Origin of the sequence: Flavobacterium frigoritolerans, from assembly GCF_025847275.1 — a bacterium.
Taxonomy (GTDB): domain Bacteria; phylum Bacteroidota; class Bacteroidia; order Flavobacteriales; family Flavobacteriaceae; genus Flavobacterium; species Flavobacterium frigoritolerans.
This window is the reverse complement of the sequence record NZ_JAOZEV010000006.1, coordinates 208,028-230,814: the sequence shown is the minus strand read 5'-3', so window position 1 is coordinate 230,814 and position 22,787 is coordinate 208,028. Positions and strand designations below refer to the sequence as shown.

The following is a 22,787-nucleotide window of genomic DNA, read 5'->3' as shown; positions in this document are numbered from 1 at the left end:
TCAGGAGATTATTTAGGATAATTTTAGAACAAGATTTACTTGTTTCTTCAGTTGTACTAAATAATCTTTTTTTATTAAAAGTTGCTTCAATGCAAGTTATTTTAAACATTGGAATAGAACATTAAATTATTTAAATAAATCATATCGATTTGTGTTTTTTCTTTACAAGAAAACAAAGCATATTCTTTTTTATCAACAATAGATTGCCGATTTTTGTCACTTCTAAATCAATAAAGATAAAATGACAACAGAAGATAAAGAGATTATTTTATTAAAAGTTTCAGGTCATGACAAACCAGGAGTTACAGCAGGATTAACAGCAGTATTGGCTACTTATGATGCCGTTATTTTAGATATTGGACAAGCTGATATTCACGATACGCTTTCTCTGGGGATTTTGTTCGAAATCGAAGCTGGTTCCACTTCAGGACCAGTATTAAAAGACTTATTGTTTAAAGCTTATGAATTAGAAGTAAAGGTAAAGTTCATCCCAATTTCTATCGAAGATTACGAAAAATGGGTAAAAACACAATCCAAACAACGTTACATAGTTAATATTCTTGGAGAAAAATTAGCAGCTTCACAATTAGCAGCAGTTGCAAAATTATTATCCGATCAAAATTTAAATATTGTTTCCATAATAAGACTAACAGGTAGAACATCAGTTGTAGAACATGAAGATTACCCTCGTTCATGCATACAATTATCGTTAACAGGAGATGTTGTAGATAAGATTGCAATGACAGCAAGTTTTATGGAAATTTCCAGAACCCTAAATGTAGATATTTCATTTCAGGAAGATAATATCTACAGAAGAAACCGACGTTTAGTTTGTTTCGATATGGACTCAACGCTAATCCAAACTGAAGTAATAGACGAATTGGCAGAACTTAATGGAGTAGGAGAGCAAGTAAGAGCAATTACAGAATCGGCTATGAATGGAGAAATAGATTTCAACGAAAGCTTCAAGCAACGCATGGCATTGTTAGAAGGTTTGAGCGAAGATGTTTTACAATCAGTTGCCGAAAAATTACCTATCACCAAAGGAGCACATCGCTTAATGAAAGCTCTAAAATATTACGGATATAAAACCGCTATATTATCGGGAGGATTTACCTATTTTGGTGATTATTTACAAAAAGAATTAGGTATTGATTACGTTCATGCTAACCGATTAGAAATTAAAGATGGTAAGTTAACTGGTAAATATTTAGGCGAAATTGTAGATGGCCAGAAGAAAGCTGAATACCTAAGAGCAATTGCCGAAAAAGAAGGAATTCATATCAATCAAACTATAGCAGTAGGAGATGGAGCCAACGATTTGCCAATGCTAAATTTAGCAGGTCTAGGAATCGCATTTCATGCTAAACCAACGGTAAAAGAAAGCGCATCAACCTCAATTTCAAGTTTAGGACTCGATGGAGTTTTGTACCTATTAGGATATCATGACCGATATATTGATATGATGTAGTTTATTTATAATAATTTCAGGCTGAGCGGAGGCGAAGCCTTTTTATATAACAAACCTTAGTTTTAATTTAAGCTGAGGTTTTTTTATGGGCATGCCCCGCAGAAAAAGCGGGTCGGGCTATACATTGCAATCTTTTTATTTTTTAAAGAAAAAAATAAAAAGGATTTCCATTGCTATCCCTCATGCGACTCAGTAGATTTTAGACAACTTGGGTTTTGAGGTTTCTAAATTCCCAGCGCTAGTGCGAGCGTCTCGCTCGTACCCGTAAAGAGTATATTTTAAAATTGATTGTGTTCACGAGCGAGACGCTCGCGTCAGCAATGAACAAAATTATTGGTATTTTAAAACTACATCCCCTTCAATTGCTCTAAATAATCTCTTTGGTTCGAAAGTCTAGGTATTTTATGCTGACCACCTAATTTGTCTTTTTCTTTTAACCAATCATAGAATAAATTCTCTCTGGCAACATTAATCACCAAAGGATTTAGCGTCATATTATTATAACGTTTAGCTTCGTAATCAGAGTTTAGAGATTGTAGCGTTTCGTCAAGCGCTTTTTGGAAAAGCCCTACATCAGCAGGTTTTTTCTTAAACTCAATCATCCATTCGTGAGCTCCTTTTTCTTTGTCTTGCATAAATATCGGAGCTACAGTATAATCTATAACTTCAGTATTTGTTAACTGGCATGCTTTGGCAATAGCCTGATCGGTATTTTCAACCATAAGTTCTTCGCCAAAAACATTAATATGATGTTTGGTTCTTCCTGTAACTCGGATCCTGTATGGATTTAAAGAAGTAAAACGAACCGTATCACCAATTAAATAACGCCATAAACCAGAATTGGTAGTAATAACGATTGCATAATTTTTATCTAATTCAACATCGGCCAAACGGATTACTTTTTGTTCTGGTTTCCCAAAAGTCTCCATAGGAATAAATTCGTAGAAGATTCCGTAATCCAGCATTAGTAATAAATCACTGGAATTATTTAAATCCTGAATGGCAAAGAAACCTTCAGAAGCATTGTATATTTCGTAGTATTTAAAATCTTTTTTCGGTAATATATTTTTGTATTGTTCTCTGTAAGGAGAAAAACTCACGCCGCCATGAAAGTAAACTTCCAGATTAGGCCATATTTCAAATAAATTTCCTTTTCCAGAATCTTCAAGAACACGATTCATTAAAACCAACATCCATGAAGGAACACCAGCAAAACTGGTTACATTTTCATTTTTGGTTTCATTTATAATAGCAGCAATTTTGGTTTCCCATTCGCTCATAAGCGACGTTTTATTGCTTGGTGTACTACTGAATTCCGCCCAAATAGGCATATTTTCAATTAAGATAGCCGATAAATCTCCGAAGAAAGTATTGTTGTTTTCATAAATCTGAGAACTTCCGCCTAAGCGAAGACTCTTACCTAAAAACAATTCTGAATCTTCATTATTATTCAAGTATAAACACAATAAATCTTTACTTCCTTTATAATGACAATCTTCCAGAGCCTCATTACTCACAGGGATAAATTTACTTTTAGCATTTGTAGTTCCGCTCGATTTAGCAAACCATTTTATAGGAGTTTCCCAAAAAACATTTTGTTCGCCTTGGCGCGTGCGCTCAATCAAGGGTTGCAATTCTTCGTAAGTAGCTATAGGCACTCTTTCAGAAAAAGTTTGATAAGAATTTATCGAAGCAAAATCGTATTGTTTTCCAACAATGGTATTCTCGGCAGCCAATATTAAATTATGGAGGAGCTCTTCCTGAACTTCATTTGGATATTTAAGAAAAAGCTCTATTTGATGAATTCTTTGTTTAAGAACCCAAGAAGCAAAGGAGTTGATTATTGATAGAGGCATGAATGAATTTAGATTTTAGATTGCTGATTTTCTTACTAACATAAAAAGTCAGGAATTTAAGATTTGAATATCGATAGACAAATACTAACTTTGTCGTTGTATCAAAAATAGTGTTTTTTTATAAATGACAATTCTATTTATGGCAAAGATTCCAATTCAAAAATGGAGTTTTAACAGTATCGAGGTTTAAATTCTTTAGAACGAATCTAAAACCTAAAAATTTAAAATCAGCTTCCGATAGCTTCGGGGCTAAAAATTAAAATCTAATGCAATATCAAGGCGTACTTACAAAGATGCAAACCGAAATAGGGAATCCAATTCAATATTATTTGGTTTTTGAAGATAGTTTTATCAATGTCAATCAATTATTGAATAAAGAAATTGAAATCAATTTTGTAGGCTACCAATGTTTAAATTGTGGTAAAAAGAAAAAAATATTCCGTCAGGGATTTTGCTACGATTGTTTTTATTCAAGCCCTGCTGTTGGAGATTGGATTATGAAACCAGAATTAAGTACGGCGCATTTAGGAATTCAGGATCGTGATTTAGTTTATGAAGAAAAAGTACAATTGCAACCGCATATTGTATACTTGGCTTTATCTAGCGAAGTAAAAGTAGGAGTGACTAGAAAGACACAAGTACCAACACGTTGGATCGATCAGGGTGCAACACAAGCATTGGCAATCGTAGAAGTTCCGAATCGTTATTTAGCAGGAATCACCGAGGTGGCATTAAAAAATCATTATGCCGACAAAACAAATTGGAGAAAAATGCTTCAAAATAATATCGAAAGCGTTGATTTAATTCTTGAGAAAGCTAAAGTCGAAAGTTTGATTCCAGATGAAGTTCGCGAATATTTTTATCCAGAGAAAAATGATTTGTATGAAATGCATTATCCAGTTCTTGAATATCCAAAAAAAGTAGCAAGTTTGAGTTTGGATAAAACACCAACTTTTCAAGGAAAACTTAGTGGAATTAAAGGACAGTATTTATTGTTTGAAGACGGAACAGTTTTTAATATTCGTGGTTCCGAAGGATATGTGGTAACAATAAATGTATAATTCTTAAAAGTGATATTTAACATATAGAAACATAGATTAAAAACTTAAAAGAGTTTCTAGAAAATCATGATTTTTTCACATAGTACTATGCGATTTATTTTGAGTGAAACGTCTTTTATATACTTTGAAAGTCAAGCTATGTTTCTATGTTTTGGGATAATTGAGAATGTGTAGTTATTAATTCCTTATCGTTGATTCCCTCTCGATAATAAGTGTAGGGAGTTCGATAGTTTGATGAATAACCGGAAGATGCTCTTTGATTTGGGCAATTTCATTTATTAATATAGCAGCAGCACGTTGACCAATATCATAACCAGGTTGGTCAATCGTGGTAAGCTTTGGCGAAATTACGGTAGACATAAACCAATTGCTAAAACCAAAAACAGCAATTTGCTCCGGAATCTTAATATGCATATCGTTGAGGTATTTTATAATACCAATAGCTACCAAATCGGTTATGGCAAAAACAGCATCAACATCCTTATGTTCAGCAACTAGTTTTTGTGCATTGGCGTAACCATCTTCAAAATCGGAATTGTGATCACATAAATAAACAAGTGTAGGATCGTAAGGAATATTATGATCCTCGAGCGCTTTTTTATATCCAAGAAAACGATCAATAGAATTTTGTGGAGTATAAGAACCTCTAAAATGTGCAATTTTTTTATACCCTTTATTTATTAAATACGTTACGGCATCATAAGCAGCTTTTCGGTCATTGATAATGACTTTCGAGCAATCGACTAATTTGGCAATTTTATCAAATAATACTACAGGAGTATTCTTTTTTATAGCATCATTAATATGAGAGAAATTATCCGTTTCATTGGATAACGAAATCAAAATTCCATCAACTCTTTTTTGTTGTAGCAAAGCAATCTGCTTTTTTTCAAGCTCATACTTTTCATTAGACTGTAAAATAATTACAAGATACCCTCTGTTTTCTGCCTCATCTATAATTCCATTTAAAACACTCGAAAAGAAATGATGTACCATAGTAGGGATAACAACACCAAGAGTTTTGGTTTCGTTAGTTCTTAGATTTACTGCATTGGCGTTGGGTTTGTAATTCATAGTAGCTACCATTTCAAGAACCCTTGCTCTGGTATTATCGCTAATATCAGTGTAGCCCTTTAGTGCTTTTGAAACTGTAGTAACAGAAATTCCTAAGGCAGCTGCGATGTCTATAAGTCTGGTATCATTCATTGAATAAAAGTAATAAAACTAATTGATAATTAATTAAATTTAACCGGTTGGGTGTAATTATTTTAATACATAGAAACATAGATTTTGTACTCTTAAAAAAGGCGTTTCACTTATTTAAAGTACACAGAGTTAGCTATGTGAAAGAAATGTATTTCTTTTTGTGTTTTTTTCTGTAGATGAAATCTATGTTTCTATGTGTTATATAAAATTTTTAGAAATGACACTCAATGGGTTAATTTTAATGAATCGAAAACGTTTTCGGTTAAATCGAAAACGTTTTCGACGAAAATATTCATTGATATAAATAAATAGGCAATAGTTTTACCCTAACTAATAACCTAACCAAATAAATTAATCATGAAACAGTTTAATTCTAGCTCAATAACGTCGTTCTGGATGTTATTGTTATTTATTCTTCCAGCAATGGTTTTTTCACAAGAAAAAAGTAGTGTTTCGGGGCAAGTATTCGATGAAAACGGGCAATCAGCTCCGGGTGTAAATATCGTTATCCAAGACGTTTCACTAGCGGTGAGTACGGATGCAGATGGAGGATATACATTTTTTAATCTTTCAAGAGGGACTTATATTATTCTTGTTACAAATATTGGATATAAATCAACTCAAAAGAGTGTTACCCTTAAAGATGGAGAAAATATAAAAATTGATTTTCATTTAGAAGCCGAATCTCAAAGTTTGAAAGAAGTAGTTGTTACAGGTTCATCAAATCCAAGATCAAAATTAGAATCAAGCATTGCAATTACGACTTTAGGAGCAAAAGCAATCGAAAATAGAGCACCAATAAGTACAGCAGATCTTCTTCAGACTATTCCGGGATTTGTTGTCGAAACATCGGGAGGAGAAGTAGGAAATAACCTTTTTGCAAGAGGAATTCCGTCGGCAGGAGCGTATGAATATGTGCAAATACAGGAAGATGGTTTACCAGTTTTTGAAGATGGAGCTTTACAATTTGCAAATGCAGATAATTGGTACAGACTTGATGAAACAGTAAGCAAAATGGAAGCCGTTCGAGGAGGTTCAGCATCGATTTTTGCATCGAATGCACCAGGAGGAATTGTCAATTTTATTTCGAAAACAGGACAAAATGAATTTCAAGGAAGAGCTAAACTTACTGTAGGAGATTATGGATTGTTTCGTACTGATCTTAATTTAGGAGGAGCCTTGGTAAAAGATAAATTGTTTTTTAATGTAGGAGGATTTTATAGAGCTGATGACGGAATTAGAAAAACTGGTTTTACTGCAAATAAAGGAGGACAAGTAAAAATGAACCTTACTTATAAATTTGATGATGGAGGTTATTTGAGATTGAATTACAAAAAACTAGATGATAGAAATACGTTCTATTTGCCAATTCCATTAAAAAGTAATAACGGAAAAGTAGAGGGAGTAGCAGGATTTGATCCAAATTATGGAACGTTGACTTCAGCAAACTTCTCTCATTTAAGTGTACCGCAATATGGAGGAGGAACTTTTAAAGCCGATTTAGAAGATGGAGTTCACCCAGTTGTAGATGCCATTGGAGCTGAGTTTAAAAAGAAAATAGCCGATAAAGTTACCCTGAAAAATGCATTCAGAAATACTAAAATAGATTTGAATTACAATGCCATTTATAGTAGCGGTGGACCATGGACACAAGATGGTTATGCAACAGATGTACAAAATTTAGCTCCAGCAAACACAGGAGATTTAAGCTATACATATGTAGATAATAATACAGCATTAAATCCAAACGCGTTAATTATGAGAGCAGATCATTGGTATATTCATAAACAAATGGAAAATTTTGCCAATAACCTGTCTTTTAATTTCGATTTAAAACCTGTTAACCTTACAGTTGGATATTATTACTCTAATTGGAAATCAAATCAATACTGGAACTGGAGTAATTACTTGGTAGATGTTACCGATAATCCAAGATTGGTAAACGTAAATAATACTGCAAGCGGGATAGCACATACATGGAACGGGATAGAAAGAATTACATGGTTAGAAAGAGATGCACAAACAAAAGGTAAATTAAATGATTTTTATGTTGATGCCGAAATTCAAGCTACCGATAATTTAACATTTAATGCCGGTTTGAGATACGACAAAAATGTGTATTCAGGATACAGAGATAATGCTCGATTTGGTGCCGAAAATTTAGGAGTTTTGGATAATAATACTGCGGATGATGCGGTAACAACAATTCAGGGAAATCCATATACGTATTGGAGATATGATGTGAGTGAACTTTCTTATACAGCAGCAGGAAATTACAAGTTTAATGAAAATATGGCTTCTTATATAAGATATAGTCATGGTTTTAGATCGCCAATAGAAGAGTCATTTTATGACAATGCCAATGATTTAAGCAAACTAGAAAATACTTTTGTAAACCAATTAGAGTTTGGGTATAAATATGCGAATTCATTCCTTTCGGTAAATGCCAATTTATTTCACATGAATTTAAAGAATGTTGCTTTTACGGATATATTAGCAGACGGATCATCTGAAAATAAATTTGCTGATGTAAATAATTTAGGGTTAGAAGTAGAAACAAATGTAAGATATAGCATTGCGAGATTGAACTTTAATTTTACACTTCAAAATCCAGAGTATGATAATTTTACAGGTCAAAATGCCGATGGAAGTACATTTAATTTTAACGGAAACACCGCCCGTAGAATCCCTAAATTCTTTTGTGTTATAAGACCAGAAGTAGATATAACCAAAAGATTATCAGGATATGTTCAGTATTCTTATTTTGATAAAAAATATACAAATCAGGATAATAAACAAGTTTTGCCAGCTTTTAAAGAAGTTGGAGCAGGTTTAAGTTACACCGTTAACAATTTACGATTTGCTGTTGATGGAACAAATTTGTTCAACGAGATTGGTTTGACAGAAGGTAATCCAAGACAATCAACATCAGATACAGATGTGTTTTTGGCAAGACCGATTTTAGGACGTGCTTTTAGATTTTCTGTAGCAATTAACTTTTAGGTTCTTTCGTAAAGACGCCGAGACACAAAGAAAATAATTTGTAGAAACTTTGCGACTTTGCGAGATTATATAGATGTAGAGTTTTATTAAAATAAATCCGTTGGGGTGTAATTACTTCGTCTATTCGCTTTACTCGGGTCACAAAAGCTTAATCAAACACATAGAAACATAGATTTTATGTGTAAAAAAGAATACAAAAAGAAATACATTTCTTTCGCATAGCTAACTCTGCGCACTTTAAATAAATGAAATGCCTTATTTTTAGCTAAAAAAACTATGTTTCTATGTGTTAAAATAATTACACCCAACGGGTTAAAAAAAATAAAATATTGTGTTTTTTATTATACTCGACGAGTATTAATTAGTTCAGCCGAATGCTGTTTTAATAACAACATTTGGCTTTTTGTTGCATTCATTAGTAAATCAAAATGTTAAGATGAAAAAAGCAGGAATAACAGCAGTATTATATCTCAATTACTTTGTGTTTGCAATATTACTGAACAGCGTTGGGATAGTAATTTTGAAAGCGCAAAAAAATTATGGCGTAAATGAATTACAAGCCAGTATTCTAGAAGCTTTTAAGGATTTACCAATCGCAATTGTGTCATTTTTGATAGCTTCATTTTTACCAAGAATAGGCTATAAAAAAGCAATGCTTATCGGGCTAGGATTGGTCACTTTTGCCTGTATCGCTATGTATTATGGTAACTCTTTTAATTATGCCAAATTACTTTTTGCAACCGTAGGAGTTTCTTTTGCATTAATAAAAGTATCCGTTTATTCCCTTATTGGTACAGTAACCAATAATCAGAAAGAACATAACGCTTTGATGAGTAGTGTCGAAGGCGTTTTTATGATAGGAATTGCATTGGCCTATTTTTTATTTCCTGCTTTTAATAATGATACTAATCCTGATTCTTGGCTTAACGTATATTGGTTTTTGGCTTTATTAACATTACTATCATTTGGCTTTTTATTTTTTATAAAAATAGAAAAACCAGTAGAAATTCCAGGGGCAAATCTTGCTGATGATTTTGTGCAAATGATAAAATTAATGGCAAAGCTACTCGTAATAGTTTTCGTAGTAAGTGCCTTTTTGTTTGTAATGATCGAACAAGGAATTATGTCTTGGTTGCCAACATTTAATGATAAAGTGCTTCATCTATCAGAAAACAATAGTATAATGATGGCAAGTATTCTGGCTATTTCATTGGCAATTGGAAGGATATTGGCGGGAGAAATTACCAAAAAAATAAACTGGATTTGGGTATTGAGTTGTTGTATTATATGCGCTATGCTCATTGTAATTTTTGTATTACCTAAAGCAGTAGGGTTAGAGGTCAAAACGATTCATTCGTTTAGCGAAATTCCATTAATAGGCTTTGCATTTCCACTAGTGGGATTATTTATAGCACCTATTTATCCGTTGCTAAATTCAGTTATATTGAGCGCTTTGCCTAAAAAGTTACATAGTTCCATGACAGGATTAATCGTAGTTTTTTCTGCACTGGGAGGAACGATAGGTTCAAGAATAATAGGATGGTTATTTCAAAATCAAGGACCACAAAATGCATTTTATTACACATTGATTCCAATGTCATTATTATTGGTGTCATTCTTTATATTAAAAAAAATAACGACTAAAAATGAAATTTAAACTAAACATAAATCAGACGCTTCAGAGGTTATTGGCACAAGAAGACACGGATGGTGATAAAAAAATTACGATAGACGATAAAGGGCCTAAAACTTTTTTATTAGAAGATGAAAACGGAAATTCTCTAAACATAGAGGGAACTTATCATTTGTCTAATTTATTGCAGGAATTGGCATTGTCTAAAAAAAGCAATTCAGAATTTGCAGAAATAAATAGTTCCGAAATAATAGAGAATCCAGTAAGTCGCATTTCCAGAAAAATAAAGAATTTATATTGGAATGGATTAACGAGAACTATCGATGCAAAAGGCGTTGCAAAAATTGTTGAAGATGATAAGATAGAAAATGCAATTTCGTATTTATATGTTCCAGCAACAGATACTGTAGCTTTTGAGTATTTTAAAAATTTAGAAGCATCTATTCCAAAATTAAAAGTGGTTCAACTAGCCAAGGATATTTCATCAGAATATGTATTGACTTTAAACAAGAAACCAGGAATCTTGGCTCTGGCATTGCAGCAAGACAATAAGGAGATAAAAGGTGTTCCGTTTGTAGTTCCTGGAGGTCGATTTAACGAAATGTATGGCTGGGATAGCTACTTTATTGCAATAGGACTTTTGCTGGATAATAAACCAGAACTAGCTGTAGGGATTGCCGAGAATTTTAAATATCAAATCGACCATTATGGCAAGATACTTAATGCAAACAGAAGTTATTATTTAACACGAACACAACCCCCATTATATACTTCATTAATTGTTGCGATTACAGAAAATTCTAAGCCAGAAAAAGACTGGATTGCAAAACATCTGCATACTGCAATAAAAGAATACCAAACCGTTTGGATGCAAGAAGGGAAGAGGCTTACGCCAAATGGACTAAACCGATATAAAGCAGAAGGAATTGGTCTTCCGTTTGAAGTTGAGGTAGGGCATTTTGATGATGTTCTGGAGAAATATGCGCTGTTATATAATTTACCTTTAAGAGAATTTGAAAAAAAATATCTTGACAGAGAAATTACCGATGCTAGCCTAGATGCCTATTTTGTTCACGATCGTAGCATGCGAGAAAGCGGTCACGATACAACCAATCGATTTGTAAATGTTTGTGCCGATTTAAATACGATAGATCTAAACAGTTTGCTTTATAAATATGAAATAGATATTGCTTTCTTAATTGAAACAGAGTTTGATAATCATTTTACAGATGAAAAACACACAACATATTCTAGTGAATATTGGAAAGAAAAAGCAGCTTTTAGAAAAGAAAAAATCAATGAATTGCTTTGGGATACCAATGCAGGGATTTATTACGATTATAATTTTGTAAAGAATGAACCACACCAATTTGATGCAGCAGCAACATTTTATCCGCTTTGGGCAAATTTATGTAATGCAGAACAAGCCGAAGTTTTAGTTAAAAACGCATTACCTAAATTTAAATTAAAAGGAGGAATCGCAGGAAGTACCAAGGAAGCAATTGATGATTTAGATGTAAATTCACCACAACGACAATGGGATTACCCTTTTGGATGGGCGCCACATCAAATGTTTTTATGGGAAGGATTACTGAATTATAATTATGTAAATGAAGCTCAGGAAATGATTTATCGATGGTTATGGCTTATTACTCGCAATGCAGTAGATTATAACGGGACTATTCCGGAGAAATTTAATTTAGAAACCAGTTCCCTAAAAATATTTGCTGAATACGGAAATGTAGGTACAGCATTCGATTATATTACCGAAGAAGGTTTTGGTTGGATGAATGCTTCCTATCAGGTTGGATTGAGTATTTTAAAAACGGAATTAAAAGAAGAATTAGAAAAACTAACAGATCCTGATACATTGTTTTAGAAAGAAAAATTTAATAGCCATCAATAAAAAAGCCTAAGAATTAATATTCTTAGGCTTTTTTTAAACGTAATGATGAAATTTTATGGAGTCGTTGCAGGCTCTTCTTTTTTCTTTTTCTTAAACAAACCGTTTAATAATTCACTCGCTTTATTAGTTACTTCCTGAGTAGTTTTTTCTTTAGCTGTTGCACCAGCTTTAGTAGTATCTTTTGATTTGGTATTTTTATTAATCAAATCTGTTAAAGCACTTGTTCCTTGTTTAGTAAGCTTATCTTTTTGCTGATTAACCAATTGTGTAGTTAAACTCGTAATGGCACTTTTCATATCTGTAGATACTTTTGGACTAGAAAAATTTCCAGTCAATAATGCGTTAATCGGAATATTTTCTAGTTTAGCAGCATCAGCAGGAGACATTTTAGCAATAAAAGCATTGGCTTCAGATCCAAGATATTTTGCAGGAACGTCTAACTTAATATTGTAGTTCATCGTTTGATCAAAACCGTGAGTTCCGCCAACAGTAATTTTAATATCTTGATATTTAATGTCAAACGGTTTTACGTTAACTTTTCCATTTTCAAAAGATAAGGCTGCTTTAATATCGTTCAAATTTACTTTATTCATATCAATGAATTTAATGTTTGAAGTCAAAGCATTTAATACCGTCGAATTTTTAGCATTTACAGTAGTCGAAAGTAATTGCCCTATCAAATCTCCTGAAATTGATTTTAAATCTGGAGTTAATTCGGTAGCATTTAGATTTCCGTTAAGTTTAATAGTCGAATTTAATTTACCATTGATAATTCCTGCTATCGGAGCAATCTTTTTCAACATATCTAATTGCGTGAATGATTGTGCAATATCAACTTGATTGAATCCTAAATTCATATTAAAAGTAGGAACTTTTTCTTTTGTAGAAACAGTTCCGTTTAAGCCAATAGTTCCTCCAAAAATGGATGTTTTAAAGTTCTCTAAAGTTGCTTTTTCGTCTTTTACAATTATTTTTCCAGCAACATTTGTTAGTTTTAAATTATCATACAAAACTGTATTTGCTTTTGCAGTTAATGTACAATTTAGGAAAGCAGGAATTTTCATAGCTTCGGCTGGTTTAGCTTTAGCCTTAGAATCGGTTTCAGTTTTAGCAGCAGCAGGTTCTCCCGTAGTCATAAAGTCATCAACAGCCAATTGGTTTGAACTCATATTGAAATTCCCTCTTAGCTCTTGTTTTTTAAACATAAAACCATAGAAATTTTCAAGAATACCATTAATGCTAATATCACTTTTTCCGGTTGTAGCATCAAATTGTTTTAAGTTAATTGTACTTGTATTAAACTGAACCAAAGCAGTGCTAATATTCATTGATTTATTATTCTCATCTGTATATTTAAATCCAGATAAGCTCATTGTACCAGCATTTTTTATGTTTTGGTATTGACTTTTTTCAACCGAAGCCATATCAAAATTAGTAGTTACATCGGCTTTTAATATTCCAGCTAATGGTTTGTCCATTTTTATAGGATATGCTTTAGAAAGATTGGCTAAGTTAATAGTTCCTTTTAAGGCAGCATCTACAATAGGATTAACAGTAATGTTTTTGATATTTGCTTTAGCGTTAAAAACATCCTGATCAATCTTGAACGAAAGTTTATCTAAATTTACATACGTATCATTTAAAACTCCAGTTTCGTTTATAATCTTAGTGTCGATTACAATGTTCTGAACCGATTTGGGTAAGTTTGGATATTTAAATGAAGCATTGTTAGATGCAATTTCAATATTGAATTTAGGAACAGTAGTGTCTGAAAATAGTCCTTTTGCAAATCCAGCAACAGTAAAATCTCCTGTAGTTTTTACGCCATCTAATCCAGAAGAATAGGCAGATGGAATTAAGCCCAGAAAGTTAGTGAACGATGAGGTAGGTGTTTTGAACTTTAAATCATATTGTTGTCCACCTTCAACCATTTGAATAAAACCATCAAACTCTAAAGGCAACTGATTAATTAAAGCCTTGTTTTCTTTAAATGTGTATTTGTTTTTTTCTAAATCAATACCTAAAACCGCATCAAGAGTTAGTGACACATTTTTCATATAATTGATTTTGTCCATATCCAAAGATACTTTGGCGGTCGATTTTGTTGTTAAGTCCAACTTAGAAGCAGTGAAATCTCCGTTACCTTCGTGGTTCAAACTATCGATAACCATTTTAATTTTTGAACCTTGATCAAAATATCTAAAAGTGAAATTTTCGATTTTATAACCTTTGATTTTTAAGGAAAGAGGTTTGCTTGCCGTCTCGTCTTTTTTTGAATCGTCTTTTTTTAATGCAATGTCAAAATTACCAACACCATTTTTATCAAATATAATATTGATTAATCCGTTTTTGGTATCAATTCCCTGAATACTCAAAGGTTCATCTTTTCCTTTGAAAAGCTCTTTGATGCTCATTTTCAAATTTAACTCACCCAATGAAATTAAAGTATCACCTTCAAAAGGAGCTTTATTGATAATCACCAGTTTTTCTATGGAAACGTTAGCGTTCGGGAAGTTTTTAAATAAACTCAAATCAGCATCGACAAAACTAACTTTGGCATCAACGCTCTCATTGATGGCTTCAGATATTTTGGCTTTTATCTGGTCTTTAAAAAAATATGGAATTGCAAACAACGATGCAATTAGTAAAACGATTACTATTCCTGCGATTTTCAGAACTTTCTTTAGCATATATGTAGTTATTTGGATTCAGTTATTACAAGCAAATTTTGTGCCTGCTTATTGCAAAAATAAACTTTTATGTGTGATTCCTTCTGCAATTTTTTCATAAAAAGAAATTGAAGCACATTTATTTGTAAGTTTTATCTTTTTTTAAATAGAAAAAAATAGCCTACTACATATCGAGGGGCTGACATGAGTAAGCTATTCAAAAAAATAAACAGGGTAATATTGTTATGAATTCTACTAGCGTAAAATGTCTTAAAAGCTTGTATAACTAACCTTGCAATATTTTGCTAAAGTAGCAACAAGATGCACTTAGATGTGTTACCAGTAAATTAAACCTGAGTTAACTTTAAGCGATTATATATAAAATAAAAAATCCGTTTAAGTTAGACTCAAACGGATTGTAATATGTAATGAAGTTGTAATTATTGAATATTAATTTGAAAGGGCATCATTGCTTGTACTCCTTTTTTATTTTGTAATCTTTTTACTTGTTCGATAATAAAATATTTTTCTTCACCTATTTCTTCTTTAATGAAATTCTCTTTTGATTTTGCAAAAGGCAAACCTTGCAACATATCATTAAATTTCTTTTCGTATTCTGGATAGTTTTGTGTGCTGTAGTCTTTTATTTTGGCAAGAGTTGCAGCTTCAGCTATCGCATCATTTAGGCCTCCAATTTTATCTACAAGACCAATTTTAAGGGCTTCAGAACCAGTCCAAACTCTTCCTTGTGCAATAGCATCAACTTGATCAAAAGTCATTTTTCTTCCTTCGGCAACATGAGTTACAAAAGTTTTGTAAATATGTTCAACACTTTCTAAGGTCACAGCTTTGAAGTTTTCATCCAAAGGTACAAACGGGCTATAGTTGGCAGCATTTACGTGAGTTTTTACTTGTTCAGTATTAATTCCTAGTTTATTTGCCAAAGGAGTGAAATTTGGTAGTACTCCAAAAACTCCGATAGAACCAGTTATTGTATTGCTTTCGGCAAATATTTTATTAGCATTACATGCAATATAATATCCTCCAGATGCTGCATAGTTACCCATAGAAACAACTACAGGTTTTACTTTTTTAGTTAATTCTACTTCTCTCCAAATTAAATCAGAAGTTAAAGCACTTCCTCCAGGACTATCAATTCTTAGCACAATTGCTTTTACATCTTTGTTTTTACGAGCTTCTTGTAAAGAACGGCGCATAGATCCTTCACCAATAACAGTGACATCGCCTTCTCCACTTTGAATTTCTCCCTGAGCGTAGATAATTGCGATTTGATCGCTTGAAGAATCAGAACTAACAGCAGTTGTAATGATATTTTGTGTATAATCAGAGATAGAGACTTTATTATAATCATCATCGCCTGTTACTTTTAATGCTTTTTTGATAGCATTATGATATACATCTTCGTAGGCAATAACATCTACAAGACGCTCCGTTTTTGCCATTTCTGGTGTTCGGGCTAAAAGTCCGTTTGCGATTTCATTTAATCGGGTAACTGGAATGTTACGGCTTTTAGAAATATCAGCAACAACAGTATTCCAAATAGAGTTTAATAAAGCTCCAGTTTGCTCTCTGTTGGCATCGCTCATTTTGTTCTCAAGAAATGGTTCAACAGCACTTTTATATTTTCCATGACGAATTACCTCCATGTGAATACCTGATTTTTCTTGAAAATCTTTAAAAAACATAATTTCAGAAGACAGTCCTTTAAAATCTAAATCACCAACGGGATTTAAATAAATTGTATTTGCAACCGAATTTAAATAATATTCTTTTTGAGAATACGCATTAGAATACGCCATTACAAACTTTCCTGATTTTTTAAAACTTTCAAGAGCATTTCGTAAATCTTTACTTTGTGCCATTCCTAAAGATGATGCATCATTAAGAATTGAAATTCCTTTAATATTATCATCCGTTTTTGCGACATCAATAGCATTAATGATATCTGTTAACCCAATACCTTTTTGCTCAGAAAAAATAGTTACCCAAGGGTCTTTATATTTTCCAGCATAATCATTTTGTATTTTTCTTAAATCAAGTTCAATTACAGAGTCACTTTTTACGGTAACAGCATTACTATCGCCTCCAAAAAGCGCAGCTAATAACATTATTCCAAAAAAGGACAGCATGAAAAAAACAAAAATACCGATTACGGTAGCTATTACATTTCCTAAAAATTTCATAATTACATTTTTTTAATAAGTAGCTAAAAAGCTAAAATGTTACAAATCGAGACTTTATATTTTTTTATTTTGTTATAAGTCGCTATACAAATATATTCTATTTCTAAAATACTTTTAGTTAATTTGCATCTAATTATGAAATCACAACATCAGGTCGTTTTATCCCTAGGAAGTAACCAAGGAAATAGGTTAGCAAATATAGAAAACTGCATTAATTTGATACATCAGGAAATCGGTACTGTTGTTCAGGTTTCGAGGTTATATGAAACACCAGCTTGGGGTTTTGAAAGTGATGCATTTTATAATTGTGCCTTAATTTTGCATACCAATGCATCGGCACAAAAAATATTAAATCAGGTTCTAAAAGTAGAAAAACAATTAGGTCGTATTCGTTCAGAACAACAAGGATATCAATCCCGACTTATAGATGTTGATGTGATTATTTATGAAGATGAAATTATCGATACTGATAAGCTTCAGATTCCACATCCTTTGATGCAAAATCGAAATTTTGTCTTGATGCCCATTCAAGATTTAAATTTAAATTGGAAACATCCAATTTTTCAAAAAACAATTTCAGAATTAATTGCAATAACACCCGATGATAGTATTTGTACGGTAGTTCAGGATTTGAAAAGCCCGTTGCAGGAAATTCCAATGCAACGATTTAATTATATTGCTTTTGAAGGAAATATTGGTGCTGGAAAAACAACTTTAGTTCATAAAATAGCCGATGATTTTAATGCTAAAACAGTATTAGAACGTTTTGCAGACAATCCATTTTTACCTAAATTTTATAAAGATCAAAACCGATATGCTTTTCCGCTCGAAATGTCTTTTCTGGCAGATCGTTATCAGCAATTATCAGATGATTTAGCGCAATTTGATTTATTTAAAGATTTTATCGTAGCCGATTATCATATTTTTAAATCATTAATCTTTGCCAAAATAACACTTGCCGAAGATGAATATCGCTTGTATCGAAACTTGTTTGATATTATCTATAAGGAAATGCCAAAACCAGATTTGTATGTTTATTTATATCAAAATACAGAACGCTTATTACAGAACATAAAAAAGCGAGGCAGAAGCTACGAGCAAAACATTGAGGCTGAGTATTTGGATAAAATCAATAATGGATATTTGGAGTATATAAAATCACAATCAGATTTGAATGTTCTGATTATTGATGTTTCAGACCGTGATTTTGTAAAAAAACACGAGGACTATCTTTTTGTTTTAGAGGAAATTCAGAAAAAAATAGGGTAGCTATTCTTTTCTTAACCAACCCAGAATTCGATCATTGCCAATTATCCATTTACCTTCTTTTTCGATTAAAGAAAAAACCTCTCTCGATTTGCTAAAAGGACCAGGATTTTGCTGGATTATTTCAATTTCGTTATCGGTAACATTCGAAATAATGGCAACATGCCCAAATCGATTAAAAATGGTTCCGCTATAAATTAAAAGGTCATCCGCTTTTGGTTTGCTTGTGCTTGGATTGGTATATTGTACCAAATTTCTTTTTTCATTTTTCTGTCCATCTTTAAGATCTGCGTTAAAAAAGTCTTTGGCATGACCATAACTATCAGGCATCTTATGATTAAAATGTTCGTAATAATATCTTTTTACAAATTCTACACATTGGTATTTTAAGCCAAGATTGTAATTGTCTGCAGTAAGATTTCTATCAGTAACATTATTTACTCCGCCATTGTAATAAACACGAACACCATTCAAACTGTCCAGAGGTTGCCCTATGGTATGTTCTGTATTAAAATTAAATTTTTTAAAAGCCCATATTCCTGAGAAAAGAAATATTGATAAACCAATTAGAAGATAAGTCCAACGTTTGAATTTCATTGTAATAGCAATAAAGTTATTTTTATTTTGGCCAATTCATTTTCTGAAATAAATCCCAAACAACAATTCCTGCACTTACAGATATATTAAGTGAATGTTTGGTTCCTAATTGCGGAATTTCGATACAACCATCGCAAATTGCAACAGCTTCCTGAGCGACACCATAAACTTCATTTCCAAAAACTAGCGCATATTTTTTGTCTTTCTCTACTTCAAAATCTTGTAAAAAAATTGCACTCTCAACTTGTTCAATTGCTAGAGTTGTAATGTTTTCTTTTTTAAGATTTTCGATTACTTCTAATACGTTTTCATGATGCTCCCAAGTAACAGTTTCGGTGGCGCCAAGTGCAGTTTTATGAATTTCTTTGTTGGGTGGAGTAGCAGTGATGCCACATAAGATTATTTTTTCTATCAAAAAGGCATCTGCAGTTCGAAATACAGAGCCTATATTATGTAAACTGCGGATATCGTCTAATACTAAAATAAGAGGTGTTTTTTCTGATTTTTTAAAATCAGTAATAGATTTTCTTTCGAGTTCGCTGTTTTCGAGTTTTCTCATAAATATTTAAATTCTAGTAATAAAAAAAGCTTCCAAATGTAAGGAAGCTTTTCGTTTATTTTTGTGGTTGTTTTACGATTTAGCTTTTTGGAGCTTCATTTGCCGCTAAAACTGTACCTTTAATAGTAAGTATTTTTGTAGGTTGTCCAGCTGCATTAGATGTAACTGTTACAGTTTTAGTAAAAGCACCTACTCTGTCAGTAGCGTATTTTACACCAATAATACCTTTTCCACCTGGAGCAATAGGCTCTTTTGGAGAAGTTGGTACTGTACATCCACAAGATCCTTGTGTGTTAGTAATGATTAATGGTTTGTTACCGTTGTTAGTAAATACAAATTCACGTTTTCCATCTGCATTTTGTGCAATAGTTCCGTAATCTATAACTTCGTTAACAAAAACCATCCCAGCGCCATCAACTTTAGCAGTTTTAGCTTTTGCTTGGGCATTAGATGTAGCAACGCTTAATACTGTAAACATTACAAGTAAAATTATTTTTTTCATTTTCAGTTTAATTTTTAATTATTAACAAATTTATGTAAAATAATGAAAGTGTAACTTAAAATTGCCTTAAAAATATTTTAATTTTTTCAGGGATTCTTTATTCGCTTTAAAATTTATAAATTCGCTGTCATAAATTTTCATTTAAAAACACAGTAATTTGGCAGCGAAAGAGAAAGTGGTGAAAGAAACACCGTTAATGAAACAGTACAATGAAATCAAGAGAAAATATCCAGATGCATGTTTGCTTTTTAGAGTAGGTGATTTTTACGAAACCTTTGGAGAAGACGCTGTTAGAGCTTCTAAGATACTTGGTATAACATTAACAAAACGTGGAGCAGGTTCAGAAACTGAAACAGCTTTGGCGGGTTTTCCACATCATTCTATTAATACGTATTTGCCAAAACTAGTAAAAGCAGGACTTCGCGTAGCAATTTGCGATCAGTTAGAAGATCCTAAAATGACTAAAACAATTGTTAAGAGAGGTGTTACCGAGCTTGTAACTCCTGGTGTTTCTCTTAATGATGAGGTGTTGCAGTCAAAAACCAATAATTTTTTGGCGTCTGTTTATTTTACCAATAAAAATATAGGAGTTTCATTTTTAGATGTATCTACGGGAGAGTTTCTTACTGCTCAAGGAAACGCTGAATATATTGATAAATTATTACAGAATTTTAGTCCAAGTGAGGTTCTGGTTCCAAAGCATGATAAGAATAATTTTAAAGAAGCTTTTGGAGAAGATTTTCATAGCTTTTATTTAGAAGACTGGATTTACAAAGAAGATTATGCCTTAGAGATTTTAACGAAGCATTTTCAAACGGTTTCTCTAAAAGGTTTTGGAATCGAGGAATTAAAAGAAGGAATCATTGCTTCGGGGGCTATTTTATATTATTTGTCCGAAACGCAACATAATAGAGTGCAGCACATAACAACAATTCAGCGTATTGCAGAAGATGCTTATGTTTGGATGGATCGATTTACGATTCGAAATTTAGAGTTGTATCACAGCTATAATCCAAATGCGGTTACGCTTCTGGATGTTATTGATAGAACACTTTCGCCAATGGGTGGCCGTTTATTAAAACGTTGGCTTGCTTTACCTCTTAAAGATAGTAATAAGATAAAAAGCCGTCATGAGGTAGTAACATATCTGAAGGAAAATCAGGAAGTGCTACATGATATTCAATATCAGATTAAACAAATATCAGATTTAGAACGTTTGATTTCTAAAATTGCAGCGGGAAAAGTTTCCCCACGAGAGATTGTTTATTTAAAAGAATCTCTAGATGCAATAATTCCGATAAAAGAACTTGCGCTTAAAAGTCCTCAAGAAGCGGTAAAAGTAATAGGAGATAGTTTGCATAGTTGCGATTTATTACGTGAGAAAATAAAAACTACTCTAAATCAAGAATCAGCACCAGTATCCATTAATAAAGGTAATGCTATTGCAAAAGGAATTAGTGAAGAACTGGATGATTTACGAGCAATATCAACATCAGGAAAAGAATATTTAGAAGGAATTGAAACCAGAGAATCGCAAAGAACAGGAATTACCTCTTTGAAGATATCATTCAATAATGTTTTTGGATATTATATAGAAGTTCGTAATACGCATAAAGATAAAGTGCCTGCAGAATGGATTCGTAAACAAACGTTGGTTAATGCGGAGCGTTATATTACTGAAGAATTAAAAGAATACGAAACTAAAATTCTAGGTGCCGAAGAAAAAATTCATAAAATAGAGTTAGAGCTTTTTGAGCAATTGGTTTCTTGGATTACAACATACATCAAACCTGTGCAAATGAATGCAAGTTTGGTGGCGCAATTAGATTGTTTGTGTTCATTTACACAACTAGCAATCGAGAATAAATATGTTTGTCCAGAAATTGATGACACTTTCGAATTAGAAATTAAAAACGGAAGACATCCTGTTATCGAAAAACAATTACCAGTTGGAGTACCTTATATAGCTAATGATGTTTTCTTGGATAGAGAAACACAGCAGCTAATAATGATTACTGGACCCAACATGTCTGGTAAGTCGGCTATTTTGCGTCAAACCGCTTTAATTGTGTTGCTGGCCCAAATGGGAAGTTTTGTTCCTGCGGATAGTGTTAGGATGGGAATGGTAGACAAGATATTTACCAGAGTAGGAGCTTCGGATAATATTTCGATGGGAGAATCGACTTTTATGGTCGAGATGAATGAAACGGCTTCAATCTTGAATAATATTTCAGACAGAAGTTTAGTGTTGTTAGATGAGATAGGAAGAGGAACCAGTACGTATGATGGAATTTCGATTGCATGGGCAATTGCAGAGTTTTTGCATGAGCACCCATCAAGACCTAAGACTTTATTTGCTACACATTACCACGAGTTAAATGAAATGACCGATTCGCTTCCGAGAATTCAGAATTATAACGTTGCAGTAAAAGAATTAAAAGACACTGTTCTTTTTATTAGAAAGCTTGTAAAAGGAGGTAGTGCACATAGTTTTGGAATTCACGTTGCAAAAATGGCTGGAATGCCTCAGATTGTAATCTTGAAAGCGCAAAAGCTTTTAAAGAAATTAGAGAAGGATCATTCAAGTGATGCGCTAAACGGAATTAAATCGGATAATGATGAAATGCAAATGAGCTTCTTTAATCTAGATGATCCATTATTGGAAGAGATTAAAGAGGAGATTTTAAATCTTGATATAAATGCAATAACTCCTGTAGAGGCGTTAATGAAACTTAATGAGATTAAAAGAATGATTACTAGAAAATAATTTCAAATTTAAGTTTTAGGTTATCAGTAGGTTATGAAATAAGTAAAATTTTTTTTCGAAAAACGCTTGTATAACTCAATAAATGTC

At 32.4% G+C, this 22,787-nt stretch carries 14 protein-coding genes; 7 read left to right on the top strand and 7 right to left on the bottom strand.

The genetic code is table 11. From position 1 onward, the window contains the following. The first annotated feature begins 241 nt into the window (after positions 1-241). A complete protein-coding gene (gene serB, locus OIU80_RS10415) occupies positions 242-1,471 on the top strand; it encodes a phosphoserine phosphatase SerB (RefSeq protein ID WP_264286940.1) in 1,230 nt (409 codons plus the stop codon). 347 nt (positions 1,472-1,818) lie between these two features. Here the strand turns inward: serB and OIU80_RS10410 are convergent, their stop codons facing one another. Beyond that, positions 1,819-3,327, bottom strand: a complete 1,509-nt coding sequence (locus tag OIU80_RS10410) for a GH3 auxin-responsive promoter family protein (RefSeq protein WP_264286939.1) — start codon at positions 3,325-3,327, stop codon at positions 1,819-1,821. Positions 3,328-3,593: 266 nt separating this feature from the next. Here OIU80_RS10410 and OIU80_RS10405 point away from each other — a divergent pair, with 266 nt between their 5' ends. Then, entirely contained in the window at positions 3,594-4,388 is a 795-nt protein-coding gene (locus tag OIU80_RS10405; RefSeq protein ID WP_264286938.1) for a DUF2797 domain-containing protein, read from the top strand. A 177-nt stretch (positions 4,389-4,565) separates the two neighbouring features. Here OIU80_RS10405 and OIU80_RS10400 read toward each other — a convergent pair whose 3' ends face one another. Then, positions 4,566-5,594 (bottom strand): LacI family DNA-binding transcriptional regulator, encoded by a 1,029-nt coding sequence (locus tag OIU80_RS10400; RefSeq protein WP_264286937.1) that lies wholly within the window; start codon positions 5,592-5,594, stop codon positions 4,566-4,568. Positions 5,595-5,951: 357 nt separating this feature from the next. On the opposite strand from OIU80_RS10400, the gene OIU80_RS10395 reads away from it, so the two are divergent. From OIU80_RS10395 to OIU80_RS10385, 3 genes are all read left to right on the top strand, one after another. After that, positions 5,952-8,597, top strand: coding sequence for a TonB-dependent receptor (locus OIU80_RS10395; protein WP_264286936.1), 2,646 nt, complete (start codon positions 5,952-5,954; stop codon positions 8,595-8,597). 436 nt (positions 8,598-9,033) lie between these two features. Then, positions 9,034-10,254 carry an MFS transporter gene (locus OIU80_RS10390; protein WP_264286935.1) on the top strand — a complete coding sequence of 407 codons (1,221 nt, stop codon included), beginning with the start codon at positions 9,034-9,036 and terminating at the stop codon, positions 10,252-10,254. Continuing rightward, a complete protein-coding gene (locus OIU80_RS10385; protein ID WP_264286934.1) occupies positions 10,244-12,109 on the top strand; it encodes an alpha,alpha-trehalase in 1,866 nt (621 codons plus the stop codon). Before OIU80_RS10390 ends, OIU80_RS10385 begins: the two co-directional genes overlap by 11 nt. A gap of 80 nt (positions 12,110-12,189) precedes the next feature. Here the strand turns inward: OIU80_RS10385 and OIU80_RS10380 are convergent, their stop codons facing one another. Together OIU80_RS10380 and sppA are read right to left on the bottom strand one after the other, a co-directional pair. Beyond that, positions 12,190-14,826 carry an AsmA-like C-terminal region-containing protein gene (locus OIU80_RS10380; protein WP_264286933.1) on the bottom strand — a complete coding sequence of 879 codons (2,637 nt, stop codon included), beginning with the start codon at positions 14,824-14,826 and terminating at the stop codon, positions 12,190-12,192. 419 nt (positions 14,827-15,245) lie between these two features. After that, the gene (gene sppA, locus OIU80_RS10375) at positions 15,246-17,009 is read right to left on the bottom strand and encodes a signal peptide peptidase SppA (protein ID WP_264286932.1); all 1,764 of its coding nucleotides are present in this window, start codon (positions 17,007-17,009) and stop codon (positions 15,246-15,248) included. 135 nt (positions 17,010-17,144) lie between these two features. On the opposite strand from sppA, the gene folK reads away from it, so the two are divergent. Next, the gene (gene folK / locus OIU80_RS10370; RefSeq protein WP_264286931.1) at positions 17,145-18,278 is read left to right on the top strand and encodes a 2-amino-4-hydroxy-6-hydroxymethyldihydropteridine diphosphokinase; all 1,134 of its coding nucleotides are present in this window, start codon (positions 17,145-17,147) and stop codon (positions 18,276-18,278) included. Here the strand turns inward: folK and OIU80_RS10365 are convergent, their stop codons facing one another. From OIU80_RS10365 to OIU80_RS10355, 3 genes are all read right to left on the bottom strand, one after another. Then, positions 18,279-18,872, bottom strand: coding sequence for a CHAP domain-containing protein (locus tag OIU80_RS10365; protein ID WP_264286930.1), 594 nt, complete (start codon positions 18,870-18,872; stop codon positions 18,279-18,281). It lies immediately after the preceding gene. A 22-nt stretch (positions 18,873-18,894) separates the two neighbouring features. Then, positions 18,895-19,431 (bottom strand): RNA methyltransferase, encoded by a 537-nt coding sequence (locus OIU80_RS10360; protein WP_264286929.1) that lies wholly within the window; start codon positions 19,429-19,431, stop codon positions 18,895-18,897. A 79-nt stretch (positions 19,432-19,510) separates the two neighbouring features. Continuing rightward, on the bottom strand, positions 19,511-19,933 hold the full coding sequence (locus OIU80_RS10355) for a DUF1573 domain-containing protein (protein WP_129540884.1): 423 nt from the start codon (positions 19,931-19,933) through the stop codon (positions 19,511-19,513). A gap of 157 nt (positions 19,934-20,090) precedes the next feature. Between OIU80_RS10355 and mutS the strand changes: the two genes are divergently transcribed. Beyond that, positions 20,091-22,700: a DNA mismatch repair protein MutS gene (gene mutS / locus OIU80_RS10350; RefSeq protein ID WP_264286928.1), complete on the top strand. Its 2,610-nt coding sequence runs from the start codon at positions 20,091-20,093 to the stop codon at positions 22,698-22,700. Positions 22,701-22,787 lie beyond the last annotated feature (87 nt).

Excerpts from the sequence above, each read along its gene's own strand:
- OIU80_RS10395 (WP_264286936.1), top strand. The coding sequence starts at position 5,952 with ATGAAACAGTTTAATTCTAGCTCAATAACGTCGTTCTGGATGTTATTG.
- OIU80_RS10385 (WP_264286934.1), top strand. The coding sequence starts at position 10,244 with ATGAAATTTAAACTAAACATAAATCAGACGCTTCAGAGGTTATTGGCA.
- OIU80_RS10360 (WP_264286929.1), bottom strand. The coding sequence starts at position 19,431 with ATGAGAAAACTCGAAAACAGCGAACTCGAAAGAAAATCTATTACTGAT.
- OIU80_RS10410 (WP_264286939.1), bottom strand. The coding sequence starts at position 3,327 with ATGCCTCTATCAATAATCAACTCCTTTGCTTCTTGGGTTCTTAAACAA.
- OIU80_RS10405 (WP_264286938.1), top strand. The coding sequence starts at position 3,594 with ATGCAATATCAAGGCGTACTTACAAAGATGCAAACCGAAATAGGGAAT.
- sppA (WP_264286932.1), bottom strand. The coding sequence starts at position 17,009 with ATGAAATTTTTAGGAAATGTAATAGCTACCGTAATCGGTATTTTTGTT.
- OIU80_RS10355 (WP_129540884.1), bottom strand. The coding sequence starts at position 19,933 with ATGAAAAAAATAATTTTACTTGTAATGTTTACAGTATTAAGCGTTGCT.
- OIU80_RS10365 (WP_264286930.1), bottom strand. The coding sequence starts at position 18,872 with ATGAAATTCAAACGTTGGACTTATCTTCTAATTGGTTTATCAATATTT.
- folK (WP_264286931.1), top strand. The coding sequence starts at position 17,145 with ATGAAATCACAACATCAGGTCGTTTTATCCCTAGGAAGTAACCAAGGA.
- OIU80_RS10390 (WP_264286935.1), top strand. The coding sequence starts at position 9,034 with ATGAAAAAAGCAGGAATAACAGCAGTATTATATCTCAATTACTTTGTG.
- serB (WP_264286940.1), top strand. The coding sequence starts at position 242 with ATGACAACAGAAGATAAAGAGATTATTTTATTAAAAGTTTCAGGTCAT.
- OIU80_RS10380 (WP_264286933.1), bottom strand. The coding sequence starts at position 14,826 with ATGCTAAAGAAAGTTCTGAAAATCGCAGGAATAGTAATCGTTTTACTA.
- OIU80_RS10400 (WP_264286937.1), bottom strand. The coding sequence starts at position 5,594 with ATGAATGATACCAGACTTATAGACATCGCAGCTGCCTTAGGAATTTCT.